This window comes from Mangrovibacter phragmitis, assembly GCF_001655675.1.
In the GTDB taxonomy this organism is placed as follows: Bacteria; Pseudomonadota; Gammaproteobacteria; order Enterobacterales; family Enterobacteriaceae; genus Mangrovibacter; species Mangrovibacter phragmitis.
The window spans coordinates 809,143-822,205 of record NZ_LYRP01000001.1 but is presented as its reverse complement, the minus strand read 5'-3'; the positions used below and the strand labels follow the sequence as shown (position 1 = coordinate 822,205).

10 protein-coding genes are annotated in these 13,063 nt (G+C 39.6%); all 10 read left to right on the top strand.

Features of this window, described 5'->3' with window-relative positions:
* Positions 1 to 6 precede the first annotated feature (6 nt).
* The 10 genes from murJ to A9B99_RS03760 all read left to right on the top strand — a co-directional run bounded on the left by murJ (position 7) and on the right by A9B99_RS03760 (position 13,063).
* The gene (gene murJ, locus A9B99_RS03805; protein WP_064594752.1) at positions 7 to 1,500 is read left to right on the top strand and encodes a murein biosynthesis integral membrane protein MurJ; all 1,494 of its coding nucleotides are present in this window, start codon (positions 7 to 9) and stop codon (positions 1,498 to 1,500) included.
* Between the two features lie 11 nt (positions 1,501 to 1,511).
* On the top strand, positions 1,512 to 2,711 hold the full coding sequence (locus A9B99_RS03800; RefSeq protein ID WP_064594750.1) for a glycosyltransferase: 1,200 nt from the start codon (positions 1,512 to 1,514) through the stop codon (positions 2,709 to 2,711).
* Positions 2,689 to 3,870, top strand: a complete 1,182-nt coding sequence (locus tag A9B99_RS03795; RefSeq protein ID WP_064594748.1) for a glycosyltransferase family 4 protein — start codon at positions 2,689 to 2,691, stop codon at positions 3,868 to 3,870. Before A9B99_RS03800 ends, A9B99_RS03795 begins: the two co-directional genes overlap by 23 nt.
* A gap of 45 nt (positions 3,871 to 3,915) precedes the next feature.
* Positions 3,916 to 5,352 (top strand): undecaprenyl-phosphate galactose phosphotransferase WbaP, encoded by a 1,437-nt coding sequence (gene wbaP, locus A9B99_RS03790; RefSeq protein WP_064594746.1) that lies wholly within the window; start codon positions 3,916 to 3,918, stop codon positions 5,350 to 5,352.
* A gap of 16 nt (positions 5,353 to 5,368) precedes the next feature.
* Positions 5,369 to 6,535, top strand: coding sequence for a nucleotide sugar dehydrogenase (locus A9B99_RS03785; protein WP_064595520.1), 1,167 nt, complete (start codon positions 5,369 to 5,371; stop codon positions 6,533 to 6,535).
* 122 nt (positions 6,536 to 6,657) lie between these two features.
* Entirely contained in the window at positions 6,658 to 8,067 is a 1,410-nt protein-coding gene (gene gndA / locus A9B99_RS03780; RefSeq protein WP_064594744.1) for an NADP-dependent phosphogluconate dehydrogenase, read from the top strand.
* 210 nt (positions 8,068 to 8,277) lie between these two features.
* Positions 8,278 to 9,258, top strand: a complete 981-nt coding sequence (gene wzzB, locus A9B99_RS03775) for an LPS O-antigen chain length determinant protein WzzB (RefSeq protein ID WP_082917821.1) — start codon at positions 8,278 to 8,280, stop codon at positions 9,256 to 9,258.
* A gap of 226 nt (positions 9,259 to 9,484) precedes the next feature.
* Positions 9,485 to 11,326: an acyltransferase family protein gene (locus A9B99_RS03770; protein ID WP_064594740.1), complete on the top strand. Its 1,842-nt coding sequence runs from the start codon at positions 9,485 to 9,487 to the stop codon at positions 11,324 to 11,326.
* Between the two features lie 436 nt (positions 11,327 to 11,762).
* The gene (locus A9B99_RS03765) at positions 11,763 to 12,119 is read left to right on the top strand and encodes a GtrA family protein (RefSeq protein ID WP_064594739.1); all 357 of its coding nucleotides are present in this window, start codon (positions 11,763 to 11,765) and stop codon (positions 12,117 to 12,119) included.
* 2 nt (positions 12,120 to 12,121) lie between these two features.
* The gene (locus tag A9B99_RS03760; RefSeq protein WP_064594737.1) at positions 12,122 to 13,063 is read left to right on the top strand and encodes a glycosyltransferase family 2 protein; all 942 of its coding nucleotides are present in this window, start codon (positions 12,122 to 12,124) and stop codon (positions 13,061 to 13,063) included.

Sequence of the window (13,063 nt, the reverse complement as noted above, 5' to 3'; positions counted from 1 at the left end):
AATTAAATGAAAAAAGCAATTGGTCAGATACTTAGTGGTAACATGTTATCAAAAGCATTAGGGTTGCTCCGTGAGATTTTGATGGCAAAATTTTTTGGTACTGGAGATATTAATGGTGCCTACAGAATAGCGCAAACAGGTACGCTGGTTCCTATTAATTTTATGACCAGTGATAGTTTGAATTCTGCATTTATCCCCTTGTATAAAAAATATTTGGCGGAGGATGAACAACGTGCTGCTGTATTTAAATACTGCATGTTTTTATTTTTCTCTGTTGTATCAATACTAATATTTTCAATTTTATATTTTCAATCGGAATATTGGGTTAAACTCATGGCCCCTGGTATTAGCGAATCTGCCAGAGAAATGTCAGTGAGTTTATTAAAAGTAATGGCTGTGTGCTGTCCTTTTTATTTATGCTCTGGATTAGTTAATTATATATCAATGGCACATGGTGATTATAAGCCAATGTCAATGAGAGCATCAGCACAGAATGTAGGGATGGTGCTGGGTGTAGTAGCTGCATTCTACTCTGGGAATTATTTATATTTAGCCTGGGGGTTTACTGGGAGCTATGTTTTCTTTAGTTTTTGGGTAGTGTTCAGGGCCTTCAAAGGTGAGATTTTAAATTTCCCCATAAGGCTGGAAACTAAAGAAGTTAAACTTGTTATGAGTAATTTCTGGATTACTCTCAGGCCATTATTGATATTGCCTTTGATTTTGCAAGGTAACATTACTCTTGAACGTGCATTGGCATCACTAATTAGTATCGATGTTGTATCAGCATTAGATTATGCTCGGTTTATAACAGATACTGTTGTTTTTATTCTGTCTGTACCAATCGCTTTTGCTGGTTTATCTGAGTGGGCATCACAAACTCCAGAGCAAGTCAGAGAAAAAATCATAAAAATATATTACTGGTTGGCTTTGTTGGTTATTAATATGTCGTTTTTCATATTTTTGTCTGCCCGTGATATTGTTATATTTTTATTCATGCGTGGTGAGTTTAATGAGCAATCAGTCATGGCGACGACACATATAATTCAGGGGATGAGTATTGGTCTCTGGGCTCAAGTTGTTGGATATATATTTATAAAAGCGTTAAGTGCACATCTTAACAATAGAAAAGTGCTTGTTGTTATGGTGTTCTCATTGTTGAGCAATGCAATTGTTAATGTACTGACATATAAAATATGGGGTGCATTTGGCTTGGGGATTGGTAATGCAATATATGGCATAGTTATGTTCCTGGTTAGCGCCTGGTACTTGAAAATTGCACGATCATTATATCCGGTAATTATACAAATTAGTGCTGGTATTGTTATTTATTTTTGTGTCTATAGGTTCATTGGTGGTTACTTTAATGAATCTACTTCTGCAATGCTCCGGTTGCTTGTTAATGGCATGGTGTTTTTTTTATTCGCATTTTTGTGGGCTATGTTATTCCCATTTTACCGACAGGGAGTAATTAAAGTCATGACTCGAAAGAGACTAAGATAGATATATTAAATATGCATAGAAAAAAAGAAATTAAAGATATCGTTGTTTTATCTACAGCTGACTGGGATAATCCTTTCTGGACGAATAAACAACATGTTACTCTGGAACTGGCTAAGCGTGGGCACCGGGTACTTTATATTGAATCGCTGGGCCTGCGCAGACCTAGTGTAAATAAAAAAGATCTGTCGCGTATTTTTCGGCGTTTGATTAAAGCAGTCAAAGCTCCACGTAAGGTCAGAGATAATATCTGGGTATGGTCGCCTATTTCTATCCCATTTAATAATTACGCATTTGTGCGTAAACTGAATAAATTTATCTTAACTACGGCACTAAACTTTTGGTGTTGGCGGCTTGGGTTTAGTAACAAAACATTGTGGACATACAATCCACTTACAACCCGCTTTCTGAAATTGAAAGATTTTATTTATACGGTTTACCACTGTGTGGATGAAATTAAAGCACAGCCAGGAATGCCAGTGGATATTCTGCAAGAGGCGGAAGAAGATTTAGTGCGCAATGCGGATATTAATTTTGTTACGTCGTTAACATTACTTAAAACACGTAAGCAATGGAGTAATGAAGTCTATTATTTTTCCAACGTAGCAGATTACAACCACTTCTCTAAGGCACTTGAGGAAGATACTGCCATTCCTGCAGACCTTGCGGAAATAGCTGAGCCCCGAATTGGTTTTATTGGTGCCATTAGTGGTTATAAAGTAAATTTTTCGCTGGTCGAAGAGATTGCTATTGCACACCCGGAATGGTCAATTGTAATGATTGGTGATGTGGGGGAAGGCGACCCCAATACAGATGTATCTAAACTCACCCAGCACAACAATATCCACCTGATTGGGGCCAGACTCTACCAGGACTTGCCGGGTTACCTCAAAGGGTTCACCGCAACATTGCTGCCGAATAATTTGAACGAGTACACAGCATCAATGTTTCCTATGAAGTTTTTTGAGTATCTTGCCGCAGGTAAGCCCGTCGTCAGTGTAGACTTGCCATCTCTTTGTGATGTTAAAGACTATGTTCGGATAGGCCATACGCCAGAAGAATTTATAGCTGCCCTTGAAGATATTACTGCTGGCAAGCGTATCTCCGTTGAGCAGTGTCAGGAACTGGCACAACAATATACCTATCAGTCCCGCACAGAGAAAATGTTTAATTTGATTAATGAGAAACGTAATGAAAGTCGCGATCGTACATGAGTGGTTCAGTTCTTATGCAGGTTCCGAGAAGGTGGTCGAACAATTCTTGAACTGTTACCCGGATGCCGATCTCTTCGCGGTTTGTGATTTCTTAAAACCCGAAGAGCGTGGCTTTCTGAAAAACAAACCAGTAACCACAACATTTATTCAGCGCCTTCCTAAGGCTGCCAGGAAGTTCCAAAGCTATTTACCCTTGATGCCACTTGCCATTGAGCAACTGGATATGTCTGCTTATGATGTTGTTATCTCCAGCAGCCATGCAGTTTCTAAAGGGGTTATTACTGGCCCCGACCAGATTCATATAGCGTATGTTCACTCTCCAATTCGCTATGCCTGGGATTTTCAGCACCAATACTTGCGTGAAGCAGGTTTGAGCAAAGGGTTGAAAGGTTGGGTAGCAAAATATTTGCTGCATAAAATTCGCATTTGGGATTATCGTACAGCCGCTGGAGTTAACCACTTTATTGGTAACTCGCAGTTTATTGCCCGCCGAATCAACAAGGTGTATGGGCGCAAAGCAGATGTTATCTACCCGCCAGTGAATACAGATAAGTTTGAATATAATGACCAAAAAGAGGATTTCTATCTCGCAGCATGCCGCATGGTACCCTATAAACGAGTTGATCTTATTGTGAGCGCTTTTGCCAAAATGCCGGATAAAACACTGGTAGTGATTGGCGATGGTTCTGAAATGGAGAAGATCAAAAAACTCGCAACACCAAATATAACGCTTTTGGGGTATCAGGATGATGCGTCACTTGTCGATTACATGAAACGTGCTAAAGCCTATGTTTTTGCTGCTGAGGAAGACTTTGGCATTTCTCCTGTAGAAGCACAAGCCAGTGGAACCCCAGTGATTACTTATGGTAAAGGTGGATGCCTGGAAACTGTGAAACCGCTGGGTAGTGAAAAACCAACAGGTGTGTTTTTCTTTGAGCAAACGGCTGATGCAATATGCGAAGCTGTTAATATTTTTGAAACATACAGTAACGTGATAAACCCGGCAGATTGTCGGGAACATGCGCTAACATTTTCTGAACAACGGTTCCGTACTGAGATCCAGAATTTTGTGGAAACGGCCTGGAATGATTTCTCCAATGGACTAATTATTACCCAGGCTAAAAACACACAGAACATGTACGTTAATTCGGAAAAATAGACAGCATCAGGCACGAATCCCCTTGTTCGTGCCAGGGAACAATCAATGAAAAGTAGCCAATTTAACGACCATAAGAGAGAGTTTATTTGCCGCAGTGCACTAATGTTGTCAGATTTTATCTGGTTAAATATTGCACTGGGCCTCTCGTTTTTTACCGTGGTTCTGTTCCTCGGCGATCTCAATACCTTTATGCCGATGATTCAAATTGATGTGCGGATTCTCTCGCATGTTATTTTGACTACACTGTGTGTGCTTTGGTTTTCGGTTCGTCTTCGCCACTATGCACAGAAAAAGCCATTTTGGTCTGAGTTAAAAGAAACTCTCAGAACTATCATTATTTTTTCTATATTTGACCTTGCCCTGGTTGCATTCTCTAAATGGCATTTTTCCCGTTATGTATGGGCTTATTGTTGGGTGTATGCAATTATTTTAGTTCCTCTTTTCAGGGAGGTTACTAAACACGTTTTAGATAAAATGGGGTACTGGAAGAAGCGTACTGTTATACTGGGTGCGGGTAAAAACGCACATGATGCATATTATGCACTGCAAAGTGAAGAAGCTTCGGGGTTTAAAATTGATGCCTTCTGTGATGTGGATTCTGAATTGACAGAATTAGAGGGATGTCCTGTTCTTCGCGATCCCGAACAACTACTGACCCAGTTTAATTCGTATTCCACTCAATTTGTTATTGCCTGTGATTTTGATGAAAAAGAAAAGTTTGAAAACTGGTTGCGTTTTCTTGCAAAATACAAATGCAGAAATGTGACAATTATTCCTTCACTACGTGGCTTTCCGCTATATGGCACAAGTATGTCATTTATTTTCAGCCACGAAGTATTACTGCTTCAAGTCCATAATAACCTTGCAAAGCATTCCTCCAGGGTAATTAAGCGTACTTTTGATATTGTCTGTACTCTGGGAATTCTGGCTGTGGCATCGCCGCTTTTCTTATATTTGTGGTACAAGGTGTCGCGTGATGGTGGGCCTGCAATTTACGCACATAGTCGCATAGGCCGGCGTGGAAAGGCATTTAACTGCTATAAATTTCGTTCTATGGTCATGAATTCCCAAGAAGTTCTTGAAGAGCTTTTGGAGAATGACTCCGAGGCACGCGAAGAATGGGATAAAGATTTTAAGCTAAAAGATGACCCGCGTATCACCCCTATTGGGCGTTTTATCCGCAAGACTAGTTTGGATGAGCTACCTCAGTTATTTAATGTACTTAAAGGTGAAATGAGTTTGGTTGGCCCCCGGCCCGTAATCCAGGAAGAGCTGGAACGCTATTCTGACGATGTCGATTATTATTTGATGGTTAAACCAGGCATGACAGGACTTTGGCAGGTTAGCGGGCGTAATGATGTCGATTATACGACCAGAGTTTATTTTGACTCATGGTATGTAAAAAACTGGTCACTGTGGAATGATATTGTCATTTTGTTTAAGACTGTGAGTGTTGTCTTATTCAGAAAAGGTGCATATTGAGTTTTAAGAGATGGTTATGAAAATCACAATTGCTGGTACTGGTTACGTTGGTCTTTCAAACGGCATTTTAATTTCGCAGCACCATCAAGTTGTTGCGTTGGACATTGTTGAGCAAAAGGTAAATCTGCTTAATCAGAGGCAATCTCCTATTGCGGATAAAGAAATACAGGATTACCTGAGTAATAAAGCATTAAATTTTACTGCCACAACTGATAAAGAAATCGCTTATAAAGGTGCGAATTTTGTCATCATAGCTACACCAACAGATTACGACCCGGTAACCAACTACTTCAATACCAGCAGTGTTGAATCTGTTATCAAGGATGTGTTGGAGATCAATCCAGATGCGGTTATGGTGATTAAGTCCACAATTCCGGTTGGTTTTACTGAAGAAGCCAAACAACGTTTTGGCACCAATAACCTTATCTTCTCACCTGAATTCCTGCGCGAAGGTAAGGCGTTGTACGACAACCTTTATCCGTCGCGCATTGTCATTGGCGAACGCTCACAACGCGCAGAGATTTTCGCCGGGCTGTTGGTTGAAGGGGCAATTAAAAAAGATGCGCCTGTACTGTATACCGATGCCACAGAGGCTGAAGCCATTAAACTGTTTGCCAACACTTATCTTGCAATGAGGGTGGCATATTTTAATGAGCTGGATAGCTATGCAGAATCTATGGGGTTGAATTCTCGCCAAATCATAGAGGGAGTAGGGCTGGACCCGCGTATTGGCAACCACTACAACAACCCGTCATTCGGTTATGGTGGTTATTGCTTACCAAAAGATACCAAGCAGTTGCTGGCAAATTACGACTCTGTGCCGAACAACCTGATCAGTGCAATTGTAGATGCTAACCGTACCCGAAAAGACTTTATTGCTGATTCTATTATTGCCCGTAATCCTAAGGTAGTGGGTGTGTATCGCCTTATCATGAAAAGCGGTTCTGATAATTTCCGGGCATCGTCTATTCAGGGCATCATGAAGCGTATTAAGGCCAAAGGTATTCCTGTAATTGTTTACGAACCGGAGCTCAAAGAACCTGCGTTCTTTAACTCACAGGTTGTGAATGACCTTGCGGCTTTCAAGCAACAATCTGATGTTATTGTGAGCAATCGTATGTCGGCAGAACTCAGCGATGTTATGGATAAAGTTTATACAAGAGATTTATTTGGTAACGACTGAGCTACTACTGCCGTAAGGTAAGCGCACCAAAGGCTATCCACAAGCGGCAGGCTTGAGTTAACATCATAGATACATTTAGCTGCATTGCACCGCAGTGATTATCCCCAAGACAGGAGTTTGTAATGTCCAAACAACAAATCGGCGTGGTCGGTATGGCCGTTATGGGGCGCAACCTGGCGCTCAACATTGAAAGCCGTGGTTATACCGTCTCTGTTTTCAACCGCTCCCGTGAAAAAACCGAGGAAGTGATTGCCCAGAATCCGGGTAAAAAACTGGTGCCTTACTACACCGTGCAGGAGTTCGTTGAATCTCTTGAAACTCCTCGCCGTATCCTGTTAATGGTTAAAGCTGGCGCTGGCACAGACGCAGCCATTGAATCTTTGAAGCCGTTCCTGGATAAAGGCGACATCATTATTGATGGTGGTAACACATTCTTCCAGGACACCATTCGCCGTAACCGTGAACTGTCTGCTGAAGGCTTTAACTTCATTGGTACTGGTGTGTCTGGTGGTGAAGAAGGCGCACTGAAAGGCCCTTCCATTATGCCTGGCGGCCAGAAAGAAGCCTATGAGCTGGTTGCACCTATTCTGACCAAAATTGCTGCCGTAGCCGAAGATGGTGAACCTTGTGTTACCTATATTGGTGCAGATGGTGCCGGTCACTACGTGAAAATGGTGCACAATGGCATTGAATACGGCGACATGCAGCTTATTGCAGAGGCTTATTCACTGCTGAAACAGGGCCTGAACCTGTCTAACGAAGAACTGGCAGAGACGTTCACGGAGTGGAACAAAGGCGAACTGAGCAGCTACCTTATTGATATCACCAAAGATATCTTCACTAAGAAAGATGAAGATGGTAACTACCTGGTAGACGTCATTCTGGATGAAGCAGCGAATAAAGGCACCGGTAAATGGACCAGCCAGAGCTCTCTGGACCTGGGCGAACCGCTGTCCTTAATCACTGAGTCTGTATTTGCCCGTTATATCTCTTCCCTGAAAGAGCAGCGTGTTGCCGCTTCTAAAGTGTTGAGTGGTCCGCAGGCAAAAACCTTCAGTGGCGATAAAGCAGAATTCGCAGAAAAAGTTCGCCGTGCCCTGTACCTGGGTAAAATCGTTTCTTATGCACAGGGCTTCTCTCAGCTGCGTGCGGCTTCTGAAGAATACAACTGGGACCTGAACTACGGTGAAATTGCGAAAATTTTCCGCGCTGGTTGCATTATTCGTGCTCAGTTCCTGCAGAAAATTACTGATGCCTACGAACAGAACCCCTCTATCGCTAATCTGCTTTTGGCCCCGTACTTCAAAAAAGCGGCAGACGACTACCAGCAGGCACTGCGCGATGTAGTGGCTTACGCTGTGCAGAACGGTATTCCAACCCCAACTTTCTCTGCCGCAATTGCCTACTACGACAGCTACCGTGCAGAAGTGTTGCCCGCTAACCTGATTCAGGCCCAGCGCGATTACTTTGGTGCGCACACCTATAAACGTATTGATAAAGACGGAATTTTCCACACTGAATGGCTGGATTAATCCGTTTCAGGTAATACGTTATTACTGATAAGCCCGGTTCGCCGGGCTTTTTTGCAGGCAAAATCTATAAATCATCCCTACACTGTGTTATCTATTATTTGTTTTCAGTTTTTTCCTGGTGGATTCTTTAAATAAATCGGTGTTAACTGTGGAATTATGAAGGATCTAACCCCTAAGATTTAGTATTTTTTATAAGTGAGCTGAAAGGCAATGATGAGCAAAGATACAAATGCAGCACCTGGTAGCACTGAACGAACACAAACTGAACAGATCGATTTAATCGATATCATTCAGCAGTTATGGGCGGGGAAATTAATTATTTCCATCTTTGTTATAATCTGTGTAGTGTTGGGGGCTGCCTATGCCTTTACTGCACAGGAAAAATGGTCATCAGTTGCAATTGTTACTTTACCTGATTCAGGACAGGTATCCGCATATACCCAGGCTATGAGTGTTTTATATCCTGGAGCTAGTCCGGTAGTGCATGATATTCAACTCGGTTTTTTTAACCGCTTCCAGGTTGGGCTGGCTGCTTTATCCATGCAATTACAAAATCAGAAAGCTAAGAACGCATTGACCAGTAAAGCTTTAAGTAAGGATGACCCAGATCAATTATTGATTAGTTATGTAGGTGACAATGCAACCGAAGCTCAGGAACAGTTGAAGTCATACCTTAGTAAAGTCGATAGCTCGATAGCTAAAGATATTGATAGTGACTTAATAACTAACATTGATTCGCGCATAGAGGAATTAAATAGTGATATTAATTCTATGGAGCAAATGGCTCAGAAAAAGAAAGAACTGCGACTGAAAGTATTAAACCAGGCATTGGTCATTGCTGAACAATCTAATATAAAAACCAGTCAGCTACAGAACTTAACAGGGATTACAGATGATACGTTATTTATGTTGGGAAGTAACGCACTTAACGCTATGATTAAAAATTATAAAAATTCACCATTACCATTGAGTGAAGACTACTATAATGCAGTACAGAACTTGCTTGCAGCCGAGTCAATAAAGCAAGATAAGCGTATTTTATCTACATTTAGTTATATTATGAAGCCTGACCTTCCTGTCAGGAGAGATAGTCCAAAACGTTTAATAATTCTTATATTATCTGTGATTATTGGTGGCGCGCTTGGAGCAGGTTATGTACTGTTGAAAGATATGTTTCGGCGTAATCGTTAGCAATACGTCATTTCTCTAAAAAGTAATTGATAGAGTAAAGTCATTCACACACAGTGAGTGACTTTTTTAATCTGGGCAGTAATAATACGCTAAGTTGGTATAAGTTAGATATTTAACTTTTGGATATAAATTTCAGTGTAATATTATAAAGTGCTATTTTTCGCTCGCAAAAATAATTTTAATATGATATAAAAACCAATAAGCATTATAATTTTCTGGAGTATAAATGTTTAGGCGCGATATTAATGGATTGAGAGCTATTGCCGTTTTACTGGTAGTTCTTTTCCATTTTAAACTTCCTTACTTTGATGGCGGATATATTGGTGTAGATATCTTCTTTGTTATCTCTGGATATCTAATGAATGAAATATGTGCAAGGATGGTTGGTGGAGAAAGGTGGATTTTATCTTTTTATAAAAAAAGAATAAACAGGATTTATCCAGCATTGCTATCAACAACAATAATAGCAGCCTTTATAACAATAGCTATTTTCCCTCCATCGTTATTGTCTGATCTTTTTGGACAAGTATTTAGTGCACTTACTTTTACTTCTAATATCTTTTACTACAATGCAACAACTGGTTATTTTTCGCCTAATGCGGATAGCTTCCTGTTGTTACATACATGGTCACTCGGTGTTGAGTTTCAGTATTATTTAATTTTTCCTTTTGCCCTTTTGATCGCAAATACTAACCTCTTCAAAAAAAGACCATATTTTTTATATGGGGCATTTTTCTTAATATCCCTATTATTATGCATCTGGTATGAAAAAATCGACGCTTCAGCTACATTCTATTCCTTACCTACAAGAGCATGGGAGTTGTTTTTAGGCGCGTTTGCATCTTCTTTCATTTGTAAAAATCCTTTCCCTGCTATAACTCAATTTTTATCACTCTCTGTAATTTTATTATTTTGTGTTTGGTCAAATTACAATGATCAGTGGACTGGTTTGAGCATGCTTATTCCAACTCTTGCAACCGCAATGCTATTACATGCAAGAGTCGATAATGAAAAAACAATACTGCGTTTTAGTATTACACAGTATTTAGGTAGTGCATCATATTCAATTTACCTGGTTCACTGGCCCCTGGTTGCGCTGGTATACAACTTAGCATATGAACCAACACTCTTTTCAAAAATAGGGTTATCTTTATTATCAATATTTTTAGGTTTCGTATCATATTATTTGGTGGAGAGAAATTGTAAAAAATTCGATGTAAAAATATTCAGTGCGGCTACATTGGTAATTGTTCTATGTTTTATCTGTGTCGAATTTCAAATTTCAAAATTATGGATTTCACCAGCAAAGCTTGTAATGGACAGGTATGGTCGTGGTTATGAATATACTGAAGACGGGAGAAAACAATTCGGTAGTAAACCCTATTCATGTTTTTACACTGGAAGGCCCGGTCAGTCATATGATATGGAAAATTGTATGCGCCCTTCAATACAAAAGAAAAATATCCTGCTGCTGGGGGATAGCCATATGGCAGATATGTCCCTATCATTTAAAGAGCAATTCCCTGAATACAATATCATGCAGGCGACACTGAGTTCGTGCTTATTGATTCCTGGTGAAGCTAAAAGAGAAGAGTGTAAAAATTTGACAGATAGAGTGTATAAAAAACTCGATAGTATCAATAATATAGACATGATTTTTATATCTGCATATTGGTCAGCTTTAAAAGATGCCAGCACGCTTCCTGAAAATATTGGTAATGCGGTTAAGTATTTGAAGAAAAAGACAAATGCAGATGTTTATATTATTGGGCAAACCAAGGTGTTTGATAAAGGATTGCCTCTACTTATTCGCGTGAGAGGTGGTACAGGAATTAATCAATATAGAAACAAAAGCGCGGACTGGGTTAATGATATGCTAAAAGAATCGCTACCAAAATATAATGTTGATTATATCGATATTTATAATTTCGGCTGTGATGATAATAATGAATGCAATTTTGTGTCAGATAAAAATTATCCAATGTTATTTGATACTGACCATTTGACACTGGACTGGGCGACATCCATTGTGCGGATGATCAAGAAAAATATAGAAAATAATGATTAACAACGGCTAGTTAACCAGATTCTAACGTTATTGCATTGTTGATGTTTTTATTCGTGGTAACATATTGGTTCTTATGTATAAGATGAATCAATCTGGATAATACAATGGAATATCATTGTGTACAGGCCCATTTAGTGATTTATACAGTTCCTGTAATAGACTAATATTAACGTTATTGCATGCATTAGCTAAAATACTTGATATGCAACTGGGATTTTTCTACAGGTGAAATGGATATGTAAATTAATTTATTGATTTAAAAGATATTTTTCTTTCTCTATTCTAAGTATTGTGTGAAAAAGTGCACGACTCAGGTTGAGTTAAGCCGTTTTTCTATGTAATTGCTTGTTTTTCTTGCAATTTAGTGATTGGTGTCGATAATACCAGTTTATAGTGATAAACTATCGGGAATTTTTCAAACTGTTCAGAATATAAAATGATAAAGTTATTTGCTCGTTATTTTTCGGTGGGTTTATTGAACACTATGATCCACTGGGCGTTTTTTTCTACACTATTTTTTTTCTTTGATTTTAAACAGGCTTATGCTAATTTAATAGCATTTTGTGTTGCGGTTACCTTTAGTTTTTTTATGAACGCTCGCTGGACTTTTAAAAGTAGAACTTCATTAGCCAGATATGCTGCTTTTGTTGTTTTCATGGGGGGACTGGCTGCATTAACTGGGCATATCGCGGACAAGTTGCATCTTCCCGGCGTTATCACGTTGGTTGTTTTTTCAGCTATTAGTCTAATTACTGGGTTTGTCTACTCTAAATTCATTATCTTCAGGAATTGAACATGAAAATCTCACTGGTCGTGCCGGTTTTCAATGAAGAAGAAGCTTTACCTCTGTTTTATAAGCAAGTAAGAGAAAGTAAATCATTAAGCTTATATGATATTGAAATAGTCTTCATCAATGATGGCAGTAAGGATGCGACAGAATCGATAATTAATGCATTCGCTATCTCTGACCCTCTGGTTATCCCACTATCTTTTACACGTAATTTTGGTAAGGAACCTGCGTTATTTGCTGGCCTGGACCATGCAACAGGAGACGCTGTAATACCCATTGATGTCGACTTACAAGATCCTATAGAAGTCATTCCTCTGCTCATTGATAAATGGCAGAAGGGCGCTGAGATGGTTCTGGCTAAGCGTGCAGATAGATCTTCAGATGGAAGGATGAAGAGAAAAACTGCAGAGTGGTTCTATAAACTCCATAATAAAATTAGTACTCCGGAAATCGAAGAGAATGTGGGCGATTTTCGTTTAATGTCCCGCTCTGTAGTCGAGAACATAAAAAGAATGCCTGAGCGTAACCTTTTTATGAAAGGTGTCTTGAGTTGGGTGGGAGGAAGGACTGATGTAGTTGAATACACTCGTGCGGAACGTATTGCCGGAAACTCCAAGTTTAATGGATGGAAACTATGGAATTTAGCACTAGAAGGCATTACTAGTTTTTCAACATTTCCTCTTCGGATGTGGACATATATCGGTTTGTTTGTAGCTGGTGTATCTTTTTTTTATGGCACCTGGATGGTAATTGACACTTTGGCTTTCGGTAATCCTGTACGTGGTTACCCATCTATACTGGTATCAATACTCTTTTTGGGAGGTATTCAGTTGATTGGTATCGGTGTTTTAGGCGAGTATATTGGGCGAATTTATGTAGAGGTTAAACAAAGGCCTCGCTATCTTCTTAAAAGTATAAATTCGCTATTAGATAATAAAAAGGGCTGA

Bases quoted from the DNA above. Each gene is read 5' to 3' on its own strand.
- murJ (WP_064594752.1), top strand. From the start codon at position 7: ATGAAAAAAGCAATTGGTCAGATACTTAGTGGTAACATGTTATCAAAA.
- A9B99_RS03800 (WP_064594750.1), top strand. From the start codon at position 1,512: ATGCATAGAAAAAAAGAAATTAAAGATATCGTTGTTTTATCTACAGCT.
- A9B99_RS03795 (WP_064594748.1), top strand. From the start codon at position 2,689: ATGAAAGTCGCGATCGTACATGAGTGGTTCAGTTCTTATGCAGGTTCC.
- wbaP (WP_064594746.1), top strand. From the start codon at position 3,916: ATGAAAAGTAGCCAATTTAACGACCATAAGAGAGAGTTTATTTGCCGC.
- A9B99_RS03785 (WP_064595520.1), top strand. From the start codon at position 5,369: ATGAAAATCACAATTGCTGGTACTGGTTACGTTGGTCTTTCAAACGGC.
- gndA (WP_064594744.1), top strand. From the start codon at position 6,658: ATGTCCAAACAACAAATCGGCGTGGTCGGTATGGCCGTTATGGGGCGC.
- wzzB (WP_082917821.1), top strand. From the start codon at position 8,278: ATGATGAGCAAAGATACAAATGCAGCACCTGGTAGCACTGAACGAACA.
- A9B99_RS03770 (WP_064594740.1), top strand. From the start codon at position 9,485: ATGTTTAGGCGCGATATTAATGGATTGAGAGCTATTGCCGTTTTACTG.
- A9B99_RS03765 (WP_064594739.1), top strand. From the start codon at position 11,763: ATGATAAAGTTATTTGCTCGTTATTTTTCGGTGGGTTTATTGAACACT.
- A9B99_RS03760 (WP_064594737.1), top strand. From the start codon at position 12,122: ATGAAAATCTCACTGGTCGTGCCGGTTTTCAATGAAGAAGAAGCTTTA.